General features: G+C 30.8%; 16 protein-coding genes. 6 read left to right on the forward strand and 10 right to left on the reverse strand.

All coding sequences use genetic code 11. The annotated features are described in order from the left end of the window. Nucleotides 1-415 precede the first annotated feature (415 nt). From OA85_RS01585 to OA85_RS01610, 6 genes are all read left to right on the forward strand, one after another. A complete protein-coding gene (locus tag OA85_RS01585; protein WP_039107686.1) occupies nucleotides 416-2,737 on the forward strand; it encodes a PAS domain S-box protein in 2,322 nt (773 codons plus the stop codon). Continuing rightward, a complete protein-coding gene (locus tag OA85_RS01590; protein ID WP_231557058.1) occupies nucleotides 2,738-3,454 on the forward strand; it encodes an ATP-binding protein in 717 nt (238 codons plus the stop codon). A 21-nt stretch (nucleotides 3,455-3,475) separates the two neighbouring features. Further along, nucleotides 3,476-3,886, forward strand: coding sequence for a response regulator (locus OA85_RS01595; protein ID WP_039107687.1), 411 nt, complete (start codon nucleotides 3,476-3,478; stop codon nucleotides 3,884-3,886). Nucleotides 3,887-3,904: 18 nt separating this feature from the next. Beyond that, the gene (locus OA85_RS01600) at nucleotides 3,905-4,330 is read left to right on the forward strand and encodes a response regulator (protein ID WP_039107689.1); all 426 of its coding nucleotides are present in this window, start codon (nucleotides 3,905-3,907) and stop codon (nucleotides 4,328-4,330) included. 6 nt (nucleotides 4,331-4,336) lie between these two features. After that, on the forward strand, nucleotides 4,337-6,694 hold the full coding sequence (locus OA85_RS01605; protein ID WP_039107691.1) for a hybrid sensor histidine kinase/response regulator: 2,358 nt from the start codon (nucleotides 4,337-4,339) through the stop codon (nucleotides 6,692-6,694). A 214-nt stretch (nucleotides 6,695-6,908) separates the two neighbouring features. After that, on the forward strand, nucleotides 6,909-7,268 hold the full coding sequence (locus OA85_RS01610; RefSeq protein ID WP_039107694.1) for a response regulator transcription factor: 360 nt from the start codon (nucleotides 6,909-6,911) through the stop codon (nucleotides 7,266-7,268). A 97-nt stretch (nucleotides 7,269-7,365) separates the two neighbouring features. Here OA85_RS01610 and OA85_RS01615 read toward each other — a convergent pair whose 3' ends face one another. The 10 genes from OA85_RS01615 to lpdA form a co-directional block, all read right to left on the reverse strand. Next, complete coding sequence (locus OA85_RS01615; RefSeq protein ID WP_039107696.1) at nucleotides 7,366-7,812, reverse strand: hypothetical protein; 447 nt, start codon at nucleotides 7,810-7,812, stop codon at nucleotides 7,366-7,368. A 126-nt stretch (nucleotides 7,813-7,938) separates the two neighbouring features. Then, on the reverse strand, nucleotides 7,939-8,346 hold the full coding sequence (locus OA85_RS01620) for a DUF2809 domain-containing protein (RefSeq protein ID WP_052257111.1): 408 nt from the start codon (nucleotides 8,344-8,346) through the stop codon (nucleotides 7,939-7,941). 140 nt (nucleotides 8,347-8,486) lie between these two features. Beyond that, nucleotides 8,487-9,011 (reverse strand): GNAT family N-acetyltransferase, encoded by a 525-nt coding sequence (locus tag OA85_RS01625; protein WP_231557059.1) that lies wholly within the window; start codon nucleotides 9,009-9,011, stop codon nucleotides 8,487-8,489. A 12-nt stretch (nucleotides 9,012-9,023) separates the two neighbouring features. Further along, nucleotides 9,024-9,458 carry a DUF1801 domain-containing protein gene (locus OA85_RS01630; RefSeq protein WP_156129396.1) on the reverse strand — a complete coding sequence of 145 codons (435 nt, stop codon included), beginning with the start codon at nucleotides 9,456-9,458 and terminating at the stop codon, nucleotides 9,024-9,026. Nucleotides 9,459-9,760: 302 nt separating this feature from the next. Further along, nucleotides 9,761-10,165: a hypothetical protein gene (locus tag OA85_RS01635; protein WP_039107700.1), complete on the reverse strand. Its 405-nt coding sequence runs from the start codon at nucleotides 10,163-10,165 to the stop codon at nucleotides 9,761-9,763. A gap of 126 nt (nucleotides 10,166-10,291) precedes the next feature. Beyond that, nucleotides 10,292-10,882 carry a nucleotidyltransferase family protein gene (locus tag OA85_RS01640; RefSeq protein ID WP_197056044.1) on the reverse strand — a complete coding sequence of 197 codons (591 nt, stop codon included), beginning with the start codon at nucleotides 10,880-10,882 and terminating at the stop codon, nucleotides 10,292-10,294. Further along, nucleotides 10,873-11,457 carry a hypothetical protein gene (locus OA85_RS01645; protein ID WP_039107704.1) on the reverse strand — a complete coding sequence of 195 codons (585 nt, stop codon included), beginning with the start codon at nucleotides 11,455-11,457 and terminating at the stop codon, nucleotides 10,873-10,875. Before OA85_RS01645 ends, OA85_RS01640 begins: the two co-directional genes overlap by 10 nt. Before the next feature lie 447 nt (nucleotides 11,458-11,904). Next, nucleotides 11,905-12,324 carry a cupin domain-containing protein gene (locus OA85_RS01650; protein WP_039107707.1) on the reverse strand — a complete coding sequence of 140 codons (420 nt, stop codon included), beginning with the start codon at nucleotides 12,322-12,324 and terminating at the stop codon, nucleotides 11,905-11,907. Between the two features lie 647 nt (nucleotides 12,325-12,971). Next, nucleotides 12,972-13,460, reverse strand: coding sequence for a hypothetical protein (locus OA85_RS01655; protein ID WP_039107710.1), 489 nt, complete (start codon nucleotides 13,458-13,460; stop codon nucleotides 12,972-12,974). A 230-nt stretch (nucleotides 13,461-13,690) separates the two neighbouring features. After that, on the reverse strand, nucleotides 13,691-15,079 hold the full coding sequence (gene lpdA / locus OA85_RS01660; RefSeq protein WP_039107711.1) for a dihydrolipoyl dehydrogenase: 1,389 nt from the start codon (nucleotides 15,077-15,079) through the stop codon (nucleotides 13,691-13,693). Nucleotides 15,080-15,226 lie beyond the last annotated feature (147 nt).

A 15,226-nucleotide genomic window follows, 5' to 3' on the forward strand; every position in this document is an offset into this window, starting at 1 on the left:
GGTATTCCTTATTGTTGAAACCCATACTGTAAAATTAATCAATTAATTATTTTATTGGTGCAAAAAAAGACATTTTTTTCATTGCTTTTTAAAATTAAGTGATTAAAATACAGAGGCTTGTGTGTTTTGATTTTGTTAAAAAAAAACAGTGATGAAAATGAAATTTTTTTTAATAAATTAAAAAAGTAATGGCAGTATTTAATGATAAATAATATAAACTATATGTGAGAAAAATAGTTGCAATTAACAAGAATATTAAGTTTAGATAAATATTGATAATACAAAAAATAATTTATTTTTGTACTTAAAACCGTTAAGTTGGTTTAAAGAAATAGAATAAGTATAACAATAATTTTTTTTGTTTAGACCTACTAAATTCTGTATTATTGTTAGTAAAGAAAAAGCCCCCAAATTGATGAAAAAAAATCCGATTCCGGAAAATGAAATAGAGAGACTCAAAGCACTGAAAGAATATTCAATTATGGATTCTTTAGCCGAAAAAGAGTATGATGCAATCACTCAGCTTGCTTCTTATATTTGCGGAACTCCTATAGCCTTAGTAAGTTTATTAGATGAGGAAAGACAATGGTTTAAATCGAGTGTTGGATTAGGAGTTACTGAAACCCCAAGAAGCTTCTCGTTTTGTCAATATGCAATTATGGGCGACGATATCTATGAAGTCAATAATGCAATGGAAAATGAATTATTTACTGAGAATCCTTTAGTGACTGGAAATCCTAATATTCGCTTTTATGCAGGAGCGCCGCTTAAGGATGAAAATGGCTTTAATTTAGGATCTCTTTGTGTAATAGATACGGAGCCTAGGATATTGACCGATGAACAAAAGAAGGCATTACAATTACTTGCAAATCAAGTGGTTTTATTGTTGGATTTGCGAAAAAAGAATACGGATTTGATTAAGTCTCAAAAAGAATTTCAAAATTTTATTGAACTTTCAAAGGATTTAGTTTGTATTGCGAACGTAGACGGTTGTTTTTATAAAGTTAATCCTGCCTTTACAGATGTATTGGGTTATTCTAAAGAGGAATTAGAAGGTAAACCATTCGTAGGTTTAATTCATCCAGAGGATTTAGACAAAACTTTTAAGGAAGTTGGAAAATTATCAAAAGGACATAAGACTGTCAGTTTTGAAAATCGGTATCAGTGTAAAAATGGCAAGTATGTTTTATTGAGCTGGAACACATCCCCAGATCCTGCTACAGGGAATTTATATTGTATTGCAAGGGATATGTCAAAGGAGAAAGAAGCTGAACTAAATTTGATTAGGAGTAATAAATTATTAGATGAATCGCAAAGTATTGCAAAAATAGGGAGTTGGAAATTTGATTTAACTACTAATGACCTTATTTGGTCTAAGGGGCATTATCAGATTTTTGATTTGGAGGAATTACCTTCTGATCAACTTTTTAAAGCATACCGAAGTAAAATTCACCCGGATGATTTATTAAATCTTGACGAAGTACTTGAGCATACATTGAAAACGGGTGCTGATTTGCATTATAATCATAGAATTCTTTTTTCTAATGGAAGCTTAAAATATGTTGTAGGAATAGGGAAAGCTTATAAAAACACAAGTGGCGTAATAGTAGGGATTCAGGGAACTATTCAAGATATTACAGAAAAAACATTAGCGGAGCAGAAAATAAATAGTAAAACAAAGGAAATTAGAGATATTAAATCAGCATTGGATGAATCTGCAATTGTTGCAATTACAGATCAAAAAGGAATAATCACTTATACTAATGAAAATTTCCGTACCATTTCTAAATACACAAAAGAAGAATTAATAGGACAAGATCAACAAATTATTAACTCAGGGTATCATCCAACAAAATTTACAAGGAATATATTTGTGACCATTGCCAATGGAAATGTTTGGAAAGGAGAAATAAAAAACCGTGCAAAAGACGGATCTTATTATTGGGAAAATACAACAATTGTTCCTTTTTTAAACGAAAACGGAAAACCCTATCAATACATAGCGATTAGTACGGATATAACTCAAGAAAAATTAGCAAAAGAAAATTTAAATAGTGCATTAGTTGATCTCGAAAAAAAGAATAAAGAGCTGGATCAGTATGCATATATCGTTTCTCATGACCTTAAAGCACCACTAAGAGCTATAAATAATCTTTCGGAATGGATTGTTGAGGACATGCCGGAAATGCCAGAGGAGGTCAATACTAATTTTGAACTATTGCGGGGACGTATCCAGAGAATGGAAAACCTGATTAATGGAGTTTTGGAATATTCCCGTATAGGAAGAACCAAAATTGAAAAAGAAACAACTGATTTAAAAAAGGTATTGAGTCAAATCGTTGATTCTGTTGTTCCTAATGAAGGATTCGAGATTGTCATTGAAGATACGCTTCCTACTATTGAAACGGAAAAAATACTTATTCAGCAGGTTTTTAGCAATCTGGTAAGCAATTCAGTCAAGTATAATGATAAACCAATTGGTAAAATAGAATGTTTATATGAGCTATTGCCTGATTTTCATCAATTTACGGTAAAAGATAATGGTCCGGGTATCGCTGAAGAATACCATAAAAAAGTATTTGAAGTTTTTCAAACCATTGAAGCACGGGATAAAAAGGAAAGTACCGGTATAGGATTATCTATTGTTAAAAAAATAATTGAGGAAAAAGGAGGCGCAATTTATATAGAGTCGAAGAATGATAATGGGACAAGTTTTATTTTTACGGTTCCTAAATAAATGAATATGACCGAGTCAGATAAAAAATGTCAGGAGGAACTAATTTCCCTTAAAAAAGAATTTGAAGAGTTTGTTTATATTGTATCGCATGATATAAAAACACCAATGCGAGCTATTTCTAATATAACAACTTGGATTGAAGAAGATTTGGGAAGTGATGCTGATAAAGACATTTTAGATAACTTTAGATTGTTAAAAAATAGAGTGGAGCGTCTTGAAAAAATGATGAATGCATTATTGGAATTTTCTCGTGTAAACAGGACTGAAATGGAATTATATGAAGTGAATATTCCTAAATTAGTCACAGATTGCATTGAAATGATCGATAATAAATCTGAGGTTGAGTTCCATTTGTCCTGTAATTTAATAAATGAAAATAGTATTATTCTGGGTAAAAAATTGCAAAAAGTATTGTACAATTTACTGGATAATGCAATTCGATTTCATGATAAAGAAAAAAAGAATGTATTTGTAGAGGTAAGTGAGGACAAAACGCAATACGTGATAAAAGTTAGTGATGATGGACCGGGAATACCTGAAGATGTTAAAGATAAAATTTTCTCTATATTTTATACGGTAAATTCGAAAGATATTGTAGATTCGACAGGTGCAGGATTATCAATTAGTAATAAAATAATTAAAATGGTTGGAGGGACATTAGTGTATACTCCTGGTATAAATAAAGGTTCTGTTTTTGAATTTAATTGGCCTAAATAATAAGAATAATAAATTAAAATTATGACACATAGATTGGTAAATATTTTATTGGTTGAAGATGATGAGGTTGATGTAATGAATGTAAAAAGAGCATTTTCTAAAAACAATATTAAAAATCCGCTTTTTGTAGCCGGTAATGGTGTTGAAGCATTAGAGATGCTTGACGATAAGATTATTCCTTTACCAAAAATCATTATTTTGGATATAAATATGCCAAAGATGAATGGAATAGAATTCTTGAAAATTTTAAGGGAAAGTGAAAGACTGAAAAACATTTCCGTTTTTGTTATGACAACTTCAAATGAGGATAGTGATAAAATTAAGGCCTATAATTTGAATGTAGCCGGATATATTTTAAAACCGTTGTCTTTCGAAAAATTCGTTGTATCGGTTTCAACACTTAATAATTTTTGGCAATTATGTGAAATGTAAATTTTTTAAATTTACTTTATGGGAAGTTCAAATATTTTATTAATAGACAGTTGTAGTGCTGATTTAGAAAATGTAAAAAATGCATTTTCTGAAATCGGGATTAAGTCTACTTTGTATCTGGCTAAAAATGACACTGAAGCTTGGTCTATGTTACAAGGGGATAATAAAATATCGCCAATTCCTAAGATTGTATTAATAGATATTAATGAGGAAGGTGTCAATGGTATACATTTATTAAATAAAATGCGAATCCATCCCGATTTAAAATCAACTTTAGTGTTTGTAATAACAAAAACGGATAATGATCTAAATAAAATTGCCGCTTTAAATTTAAACATAGCAGGATACATGTATAAACCATGTGAGGGCGAAAATAGTAAAGATTTTTTTTCAATACTTAATGACTATTGGAATATCATTGAATTTACAAGTGAAAAAAGATAAAATTATATGGCTGTTGCTTTAAAAATACTAATAATTGATGATGATAAAGTTGATTCAATTACCATTATTCGTTCCATATCTCATTCTGGAATTATTGCTGATGTAGAAACTGCTTTTTCTGCCAAAGAAGGCATTGAAAAAATTAAATCATTTCATTATGACTTAATTTTTTTGGACTATATGATGCCGGATAGTGATGGAATTTCTTTTTTAAAAAAACTCAGAGATTTAGGGATAGAAACACCTGTTATTTTTGTTACTTCACAAGGGGATGAAAAAATTGCCAGTCAGGCTATCTTAGGTGGCGCATCTGATTATATTCCAAAAACATTATTAACTCCTGATGGTATTTCGCAAAGTATCAGAAATGCCATTAAACTGCATGAAAGTCTTGAACTGCGTAAGAAAACAGAATTAGCTTTAAATATTAATGCTAACAGACTTTATGAAGCCCAAAAATTGGCCAAGATTGGGAGTTGGGAAATAAATCTAAATGATGGAGGCATTTTTTTCTCTGAAGAAGTTTTCAATATTTTTGAAATAGATAAAAATAGTATTCCTTCCATAGCGCTCATTAAATCATGTTTAATTAATTCTGAGGATATTGAACTTTTTGAAAGTAACCTCAATTCTGTCAAAAATAGTGATTCAGAAGTTCAGTTTAGCCATAGTATATTATGTAAAAATGGAACAATTAAGTATATTAATGAGTTTATAAAATGTTTGAATGACGAACACAATGAGCCTTTCAAAATTCTAGGGACCATTCAAGATATTAGTGATCAAAAACGAATTGAGAAAGAATTAATAAAAGCGAAAGATATTGCAGAACAATCCGTTAGGGTTAAAGAACAATTTCTAACCAATATGAGTCACGAGATTCGAACACCAATGAATGGAATCATTGGATTTGCAAGAATTCTGGAAAGCACAAAACTAGATGATGATCAAAAACAAAGTGTAGAAGCGATTCAAAGAGCCAGCAAAAATTTAATGAATATTATTAATGATATTCTTGATTTTTCTAAAATTGATGCTGATAAAATGACATTTGAAGATGTTAATTTCTCTTTGTCAAAAACTATAAATGCAGTAATTGAACTGCTTTCTCCAATTTCAAATGAGAAAAAAATAAAATTATTGTGTGAAATTGATCCTCAAATAAATGATTTTTTAATTGGTGACCCGACTAAATTATCGCAAATACTAATTAATCTGGTTGGGAATGCTTTAAAATTTACTGAAAAAGGATATGTTGAGTTGATAGTTTCCAAAGAGAAAGAATCTGAATCAGAGAGTTTTTTACGATTTACAGTTGTAGATACCGGTATTGGTATTCCAAAAGACAAGATTGATTCTATTTTTGAAAGTTTTAATCAGGCTTCAAATGAAACGACAAGAAAATTTGGAGGAACTGGTCTAGGACTTACTATTACCCGTAAACTTATTGAATTACAAGGCGGAATAATAAGCGTAACAAGCGAAGTTGCTAAAGGAAGCGAGTTTTCATTTGTATTACAATACAAAAAGGTCCAAAAAGAAATTGTTGAACCAATAAATGTAAAAAAAGAGCCATTATCTTTTAATTTTCTAAAAGACATTAAAATACTCTTAGTTGAAGACAATGAGTTAAACCAACTTCTTGCGATTAAAGTATTCAAAAAATGGGAAAAAGAAATTGATATTGCCAATAATGGAAAAATAGCCATTAATAAAATAGAGCAGAATAATTATGACATTATTTTGATGGATATTCAAATGCCGGAAATGGATGGAATTGAGCTTACTAAATACATAAGAACTAACATGGGGGCTAAATCAAATATCCCAATAATTGCATTAACAGCTCATGCGACATTAGGAGAAGAAAAGCGAAGTTTGCACAACGGAATGAATGATTATTTATCTAAACCTTTCGATTTTAATGTATTGCTTGAAAAATTACACAAAAATTTAATGAATAACGACAATAATAAATCTTTTGATTCATCAGGATTAGAAGTTCCTGCTGAAAAATTAGTTGACTTTAATTACTTAAACGAATTTGCTGACGGTGATACCGACTTTATTCAAAAAATGGTTTCCTTATTTCTGCATAATGCGCCAGAAGCTTTAGAAGCAATATTAGTTTCAAATGGCAATGATGATATTAAAGTCTTAAAGGCTGAAGTGCATAAATTAAAATCTTCCATCAGTTTGTTAGGAATAAAAAAAGCATCAAAATGTATTGAAATTATTGAAAATGAAATTGAAATAAATCCTTTGGGGAAAATACGTAAAGACGAAGTTGAGAATTTTTATAACATTTGTCAGCTTGTTTTCAATGAATTAGAAACAATACATGGTTTTTCTAAAATTGTGTAATTAGTAAAAACTAAATCGGGTTTAAAAACGTAAATAGTATAATAAATAGTGTTTTTTTTATTAAAATAAATGAAGCAATTTTATAATAATTTTATAATATATTGATACTATTAACCATTCAGAAAGCCTATTTTTGAGAAAAGCTTACGCTTTTTTTGAGAACTATAGCGCATGATTTTTTCGAAGATTTATTCATACCGATAATTAATAATACATGAAAATACTGATAGCCGAAGATGATGAGATGATGTTAAAAACTATGGAGTTTAAGCTCATGCGAGAAGGATATGAAGTTGTTGCATGTTTAGACGGTAATGATGCATTAGATAAAATAGTTTTAGAAAATCCGGATCTTATTCTTTCAGATATTGAAATGCCTTTTGCTTCAGGTTTAGATATTGTGAATAAAGTAAAAGTGGAACTAAAATTAAATATTCCAATAATCATATTATCAGCAGTAGGTTTAGAAAAAACGGTGCTAAAGGCTTTTGAACTAGGCGCGGATGATTTTATAACAAAACCTTTTAGTCCTAATGAATTAATCATGAGGATCAAACGACTTTTGTTAAAGTAAAAAAACTCCTTTTTGTGCTAAACAAAAAGGAGTTTTTTAATAATTTATTATTGTAGATGAAAAATTCTTTAAAAGAGAATCACCAAAGAATACTATTTTATTTTGGATTATAAATATGAATAGATTGTCCAACTAATTTCCATTGACCCTTTATCTTCTCTAACATCCTGATTTCATAAGAGAAAGTTTTTTTTCCATCTTTAGCCGTAGATTCTTCATTATGGCTTACCCAAGCGCTATTTCCATTAATGCTCATTTTGTAGTTTGTATTCACGGAATAACCACCATTACCCATCGAACTTGGATTTGTATTGATCATCGCCATTGGAGGAACATCTATTGCGGTTCCGTCTGCAGTTGAAATTAATATTTTGCTATACGGTTGAATATACCAGCATTCTGTATGCCCCTTACTATCGGCAGCTCTCCATGTTGCGGATTCTTTTTCCAGTAATTTTTTTATTAATTCAGACTCATCTGTTTTTTGACTGTAACCTAATATGCTAATGCTTATAATTAAGAAAAATGATAATTTCCATTTCATATGAATACTGTTTTTTATGGTTCTTGTAAAAAAATTGATTGTTAAAGATACTGTTTTTCTGAATTCAAATAGATTTATTGATTCGTTATCTATTTGTTCTAATTTGCAATTTTGTGTTACTAATAACTACTTGTTTAATAAGTTGTTTGCTAGTGGTCTTATTTCGTTTTTAAGCCAATACTTTTCGATAATAATTACAATAGCAATTCCCATAATATAGGTTAGTAAATCAATCCAGGAGAATGAAGTTCCAATAACAGTTCTGGCAATTTTTGATTTTTCTAGATGTAGCTTTTCAACAATATTTAAAAATTGAAGAAATTCCATAGTGAAAGAAAAAAGCAATCCAAATAGAGCAACTTTTAAAACGAGCAATTTGAGAAAAGATTTTAAAAAGCAATAGATTAAAATAACAACCAAAACATCACCCAGATAAGGTCTGACAAAAGTGTCATGGACAAAAAGGGCAATCAAAACTTCAATAAAAAAAATCAGAATTGCGAAGCCAAAGTAGTTTTTGTTAAATGTTAGCATAATATTGGTTTAGGTTGTGCCTAACGTCTGTGTAGCTTTGCTTTTGGAAAACTAATTTTCAAATGTACAAAATTTTCAAATTAAGCCAATTGCCTAAATCAGTTGTTAATAATAGGCATTATTTTCGCTTAGTGTGTCTATTATAAATTCTGTTTTAGTTCGTATTCAATTTCATTATTGTCCAAATCTGCAATTTTAATAAAGTTAAGTTGCTCAAGAAGTTTTATTGCTTTCTCATTTTGTTTTGTTGTTATTGCCCAAATACGTTTTAGTCCGATATTATTTATTCCAAAATCTATGGCTAATAACATAGCTGAAGTCATAAAACCTTGTCCGCGGTATTGCCGTAATAAAACGCAACCAAGTTCGCCTGCTTCTTCCTCAAATCCACGATAGAACCCACAAGTTCCAATAATTTTATTTGTTAAATTGTCTGCAATTCCCCAATGGACGGAATTACCTTCAATATAGTCTTTGTTTATTTTAGCCTGCATTTCTGCCGCCTGTTGAAAAGTAGTTGCCTGAATAGAATCATAAAACGAAATTTCTATAAGGTCATCAATGTCCGTAGTCTGAATTTGTCGTAGCGAGATTTTGTCGCCGGATATAATTGGGAAAATGTTATATGGAGGTAATTTTATTTTATCTGTAACTGTATTTTTCATCGAGCAAGCCAACTATTTATCTACTAAAGTGGCACCTTCAACACCAGGATTTTTTTCAGCGAGCTTTAAAACAATTTTAAGAGTTTCAAGATTGATGTCCTCAATTTTCTTAAATCGAATGCAACTTATTCCCTTACTAAGTTTGCCAAGTTCCTTTTTATATTTTTCTGCTGCATGCTTATCTTCAATAATTGCACATACATAAATACTTATATAATTCTTTTGATTTGCCAAGGCAATTATGGGCCAATCCTTTTTTTGTTTTTTCGAATCGAGGTAGTAAAACGAACCATAACCAATCATATTTGAAGCAAAATAAGGTTTTAGTTCTGGAACTGCTTTTTGAATAAAATCATGAATAAAATCAATATCTTTCTTACGATCGTCAAGTACTCTCAAAAGATATTCTTCTATAGATTTAGATTCGTTTTTTGCAAACATGTTCATAATCGTATTGTTTATGTTAATTTCCGGGTTAACGTCCCCGCTGCCTGTTGCTGTTGTGGAGGTTCGTAACCGCTCAATTTTTGGCTTTGCAGAAAGTTGATGCGGAACGATAATTCCACTAAATTCCACAATAGCAACAGACAGCTGTTATGCCTTCGGTTTTATATTTATTCCAATTTTCACGTTTCAATTTTCGGTTTCGCTTCCGCACCGTTTAAGTCGGAAGTAATTTTTAAAACTATTTATTATGAAATTTTTTAAGTCAGACAAACAAGAAATGCGTTTTTACATTGTCGGTATGATTATTTGTTTTTCCATTGTATTATTTCTAAAACTGCTAAAACTATCGCAATGACAAAACCAATTCTTGCAAACCATTTTGTATATGGATATTCTTTGAGCATTTTTTGCGCTAAGTCTAAATCAATTTTAGACTTTTCAAATTCTATTCTTTCTTTTTCGGCAAGATATTTATCTTCTTCAATTATTTGGGTTAAAAATTCTTCTCCTTTGTCGGTTATGGAATATATAGAATCTCGATTATCGTCTTCAACTATCAAACTATTTCTTTCTAAAAAGTCAATGTTTTGTATAAATAAAGTTCTATCGAAATGCCTATCAATTTTTGGATATAAATCTTGGTCTCGCAAATTGATTACATTCTGTTTGAAAAAAATTAGATGGTTTTTAACTTCGTTATTATTCATATTTCTGTCGGTGTTTTGGTTCTCTAAACTGAGGCATAACGTTCTGGTACTACAGCGGGTTTGGGATTAAATTAAGGCCTATTTTCGGATTTGCCAAATCATCCCAAATACAAAACCAACTTTCCATTAAGCCAATTGCCCAAATCCGTTGTAGTAGCTGTTATGTGCAGTATTTCTTTTGACCTCTAAGTCCGCCCACTTGTCTAGCCAATTCTTCTTTTTTATTCGTCTGTGATAAACCTCAATTTCATTTTCAATACAAAATGGTGTGGGTTTAACAATTAAGTTTATTAAATCATCCAATCCATAAGGAGAAATGATATTCCAATTCTTGTCGATTGCAACTGCACTACAAGTTTCAGGAAAAGCAGTTAGTGCATCGTAAATTCCTTTATATGGATTATGCCCATTTCTAATATGCATTCTTGCTTGATTTTTAACAGACCAATTTATATCCGGATTTAAATATTCTAGTTTATTTTTAATAGTTTCTTCGTAAACTTTAGATAGATTACTTGTATTGTAAAAAATTATGTCGCAATCTTCAAGCTCATATTCTTCTCTATAATAATGCTGGAAATTCCATATTACATTTCTTAACGAGCCACCTGTCAGCATTAAGTTTTCAGAGCTAATTAATCCAATCGTTTGAATAATACTCGTTATTCTAGTACTATTTTTAATAATGTTGAGAATATTTTGCTTAATTAAATCCATAATATATGCCATTTACGTGTTATGAAATTCTTTTGGTCATAATCAGCACTCTCAATAAATGTTTTGATTTTCTTTTTCTTTTTTATTGTTTTTAGAGCATAAATGTAATCGCTGTCTTTGGTAGCTGGCAAAGAATTTATTATTGATTTATATTTTTCTGCATACAGTCCAATATCAGCTGGAGTAAAACTTGTTGGATTAGATATATTGCCACCTAGATAAGTAAACTCAACTTGAGAGATAAATTCTGTTAGCCGTGTTACAGCATTATTATGTTTATTTCCTTTTTGTTCAAATCTTAGAATTAGACTTAGTATAGAAATTACTAAAATTGATAAAGTCATTAAATCCATTATTAATTTTAGATTTTTACTGTCAGTTTTTTTTGGTGAAGTGCTTAGAAAGTCTGCAATAGTTTGTGGTCCAGTAAAACCAATGAAAGTGACAATCACGGCAACAATTATTGTAATTATTAAATAATAAAAATTATAGACTGCAAAAACTCTTGCTTTGTTAGAGTGTATTGTCCTAATTATTCTTAAGTCGTCAATTAATTCTTTCGGATTGTTTTTCATATTTATATTTTGTTTCTGTTGCGTGTGTTAATATTGCACATAACTTATATATAGGCGCTACAAAATAGCGTATATACATCACATTTTGGGTGGATAAGCGCTACTGCGTAGCGTATTACTTTCAAATATACACTTTAATTATTATCTTACAAATCATCAAAGAGGCTTTTATTTGTGAGATGCTTTTTATAAGTACGGGAGTTTTTAATTAGTACGGTTTCGCATGAAGGATGGCAGTGGAAATCCTCCCGATTTTTCTTCGGGAGATTGAAGCGTACAGCCTGACCTTGTTGCATAAAAAAACAAGGTCTTTTATACCATAGTGCTGCAACAGGGACATGCCCATAAAAAAATCCGCCTTATGAAAACGAGACGGATTTTGGTTTTTTTTAATCGTATTCAAAAAATGGAATCAAATGAATTATTTTACCAAAAAAGTATGGCTTGTTATTTTTTCTTGGCCGGAGCCATCATGGGATTCATCTTTTTTTGCATCATTGGTTTCATTTCGGTCACAATTAATTTGATTGTGGTGGTTCCAACGTTTTTGCCCATATGAGTTACTGCAGGCATATACATGGCAGTACCTGCTTTGATTTCCATAGTAGTTGCTGTTTTGCCTTTTTCAGTTATTTCTATTTTTCCGCTGGTTAAAGCATAGATGACATGGTTAGGATGACTGTGCCATGCAGCTACCGTTCCCGGCTTGAATTCAACCTCCATTACTCTTACTTTGTCGTTTTCGAGCAACACTTTTTTATACACATTTGAGGATGCTTTCATGGGGTCTTGTGCATACAAACTTGCTCCTTGTAGTAGGAATAATCCAAAGAGTACTGTCACTAAAATCATTTTGATTGTTTTCATCTTTTTTAAATTTAAATTTTTAGTTATTTTAATTTAATTTTTTTCTACTTGTTCGGCCTTTTTTGGTTTCGGTCTTTTTTTAAGTAGTCGATGGTTTTTGTATTTTATCTTTGTTGTGAGTCGGCATTGACAAGAAGCACATAACTGAATTATAGGTATTCTTGTTTGTCCGTAAAGGCTTATAGTGAATTTAAACCAACTTATCGGTTTAAATTCACTATAAGTTTTGGCGTACTAATTCATCCTTTTTTTTGAATAATGAGGCACCATAAGGGTGTCATTTTTACGAGGCTACTAATTTACAAAAAAATCCAACTCAATATTAAATCTAGACCTTTTTTTAATTATAACTAATTGAATTTTAATATTTTGAAATTTTTTTTATTGATGAGTGTTGTATAGTAAATACATCAAAAATCCGTTTTTTCTTGTTCCAAAGAATAAGAAAAAACGGATTTAGTAGTGCAGTCAGCAGCAACAATTTGTCTAGAATAAGTGTTGAATTTATAGTGCTATTTTTATCAGTATTAAACGAATAGATAGCGCAAGAATACTATTTTGTTTTGGCTTTAAATGTTGTTTTAATTGTATGAGTATTGTTTCGTAATTATTTTATTGTGCGTTGCATTCTTTAGTTAGTCAAATTTTTAATTTTTACTAACTATGGAAAAATCGGTTTCTCCATTGCCATAAATAACATCACTTAATTTAATATCGCTTCTTGATTGATCAATGATTTCCCAATGATTTATTGTTTCCACAAAATGTATTGGGGATGTAAAAGTAATATCAAATTTTATTTCTGATAAAGTATCAATATACCCTGTTGTATCAGTTAGTGACCAAGTTCCCTTATAAGTAGTTGTTCCGTCAGTGGCAGTTAATCTATTTTTAGTTTCAAAATTAAAATTAAACCTATTGAAATTAATTGCTTCATTGTTTTCAGAGTCCCAATAAAGATCTATTTTCAAAGTTCCGTCAGTAACAACAATAGTAATATTATTTTGGTTATCTATTGGAGCTACACCATTTAATCGATTGTCGGTTTTCAAATCCTCTGAACTTGGAGTGCAAGCAGGAGTAATTAAAATAATTATCAATACCGGCTTTAAACTGAATTGTCTTAGTGTTTTCATAGCAAATAAATTAAATGATTAAATTTTAACATATTTCCATATAAATATTGCACAACGTAATCAAATTTACGAATTAATATCAATTTATTTGTTAAAATATTAATATATTTTTAATAGGATTCTTGTTTTTTTATTTGCTTTAAAAACAAAAAAATCCGACTTGCTTTTCACAAATCGGACTTTATAGAATAGTGTAAAGCGCATTGTAATGCGTCTATACTGTGTGTTTATTACAAATGTATTACTTCGCCATACGCATCAGCAACGGCTTCCATAACGGCTTCACTCATTGTTGGGTGTGGGTGAATTGATTTTAGGATTTCGTGTCCTGTAGTTTCCAGTTTACGAGCCACAACTGCCTCAGCAATCATATCCGTAACTCCGGCTCCAATCATGTGACAACCCAACCATTCGCCATACTTGGCATCAAAAATTACTTTTACGAAACCATCTGGTGTTCCGGCTGCTTTCGCTTTTCCTGAAGCTGAGAATGGGAATTTACCAATTTTTAATTCGTATCCTTTTTCTTTAGCTTGTTTTTCGGTCAAACCTACTGAAGCGATTTCAGGAGTTGCATATGTACAACCCGGTACGTTTCCGTAATCGATTGGTTCTACGTGAAGTCCTGCAATTTTCTCTACACAGTTGATTCCTTCAGCAGAAGCTACGTGAGCTAATGCTTGCCCTGGTGTAACATCACCAATAGCGTAATATCCAGGAATGTTGGTTTGGTTGTATGCGTTTACTAAGATTTTATCTCTGTCAGTAGCAATACCAACTTCTTCTAATCCTATGTTTTCAATGTTAGTTTTAATTCCAACAGCTGAAAGTAAAATGTCAGCTTCAAGAACTTCTTCTCCTTTGGCTGTTTTCACAAATGCTTTAACACCTGCTCCTGTAGTATCAATTCTTTCTACTGATGAGTTAGTCATGATTTTGATTCCTGCTTTTTTCAAAGAACGCTCCATTTGTTTTGAAATGTCTTCGTCTTCAACGGGAACTACATTTGGCATAAATTCTACAATGGTAACATCAGTTCCCATAGAGTTGTAGAAATGTGCAAATTCTACTCCAATTGCTCCAGAACCTACAATAATCATAGATTTAGGTTGTGTTGGCAAAGTCATTGCTTGTCTGTAACCAATTACTTTTACACCATCTTGTGGTAAGTTTGGCAATTCACGGGAACGGGCTCCAGTTGCAATGATAATATGGTCAGCACTGTATTCAGTAACTTTATTGTCTTTGTCAGTAACATCAATTTTTTTTCCTGGTTTTAGTTTTCCAAAACCATCAATCACATCGATTTTATTTTTTTTCATCAGGAATTGAACTCCTTTGCTCATTCCGTCAGCAACACTACGACTGCGTTGAACAACAGCAGGGAAGTCTTTGTCAAATGATGAAACAGTCAATCCGTAATCAGAAGCGTGTTTTAGATAATCAAAAACCTGAGCTGATTTTAGTAACGCTTTTGTAGGGATACAACCCCAGTTCAAACATACTCCGCCTAAGTTTTCTTTTTCAATAACGGCTACTTTAAAGCCTAATTGTGATGCTCTAATGGCTGTAACATAACCGCCTGGGCCACTTCCTAAAACTATAATATCGTATTTCATTTCAAAGTTTTTTATTTGTTTTTTATTGGTGAAATGCAGTCGCTAACGCTCGTGTCATTTTTTTCTTTTTATTTAAATTTTGGTAAAAATGAATTCGTAAAAACTCATTTTATTTTTTAGTTATAAAAATGGAATTAGCAAAAGCTC

The organism is Flavobacterium sp. AED, from assembly GCF_000812945.1.
In the GTDB taxonomy this organism is placed as follows: Bacteria; Bacteroidota; Bacteroidia; order Flavobacteriales; family Flavobacteriaceae; genus Flavobacterium.

Bases quoted from the DNA above. Each gene is read 5' to 3' on its own strand.
- OA85_RS01585 (WP_039107686.1), top strand. From the start codon at position 416: ATGAAAAAAAATCCGATTCCGGAAAATGAAATAGAGAGACTCAAAGCA.
- OA85_RS01590 (WP_231557058.1), top strand. From the start codon at position 2,738: ATGAATATGACCGAGTCAGATAAAAAATGTCAGGAGGAACTAATTTCC.
- OA85_RS01595 (WP_039107687.1), top strand. From the start codon at position 3,476: ATGACACATAGATTGGTAAATATTTTATTGGTTGAAGATGATGAGGTT.
- OA85_RS01600 (WP_039107689.1), top strand. From the start codon at position 3,905: ATGGGAAGTTCAAATATTTTATTAATAGACAGTTGTAGTGCTGATTTA.
- OA85_RS01605 (WP_039107691.1), top strand. From the start codon at position 4,337: ATGGCTGTTGCTTTAAAAATACTAATAATTGATGATGATAAAGTTGAT.
- OA85_RS01610 (WP_039107694.1), top strand. From the start codon at position 6,909: ATGAAAATACTGATAGCCGAAGATGATGAGATGATGTTAAAAACTATG.
- OA85_RS01615 (WP_039107696.1), bottom strand. From the start codon at position 7,812: ATGAAATGGAAATTATCATTTTTCTTAATTATAAGCATTAGCATATTA.
- OA85_RS01620 (WP_052257111.1), bottom strand. From the start codon at position 8,346: ATGCTAACATTTAACAAAAACTACTTTGGCTTCGCAATTCTGATTTTT.
- OA85_RS01625 (WP_231557059.1), bottom strand. From the start codon at position 9,011: ATGAAAAATACAGTTACAGATAAAATAAAATTACCTCCATATAACATT.
- OA85_RS01630 (WP_156129396.1), bottom strand. From the start codon at position 9,458: ATGAACATGTTTGCAAAAAACGAATCTAAATCTATAGAAGAATATCTT.
- OA85_RS01635 (WP_039107700.1), bottom strand. From the start codon at position 10,165: ATGAATAATAACGAAGTTAAAAACCATCTAATTTTTTTCAAACAGAAT.
- OA85_RS01640 (WP_197056044.1), bottom strand. From the start codon at position 10,882: ATGGATTTAATTAAGCAAAATATTCTCAACATTATTAAAAATAGTACT.
- OA85_RS01645 (WP_039107704.1), bottom strand. From the start codon at position 11,457: ATGAAAAACAATCCGAAAGAATTAATTGACGACTTAAGAATAATTAGG.
- OA85_RS01650 (WP_039107707.1), bottom strand. From the start codon at position 12,324: ATGAAAACAATCAAAATGATTTTAGTGACAGTACTCTTTGGATTATTC.
- OA85_RS01655 (WP_039107710.1), bottom strand. From the start codon at position 13,460: ATGAAAACACTAAGACAATTCAGTTTAAAGCCGGTATTGATAATTATT.
- lpdA (WP_039107711.1), bottom strand. From the start codon at position 15,079: ATGAAATACGATATTATAGTTTTAGGAAGTGGCCCAGGCGGTTATGTT.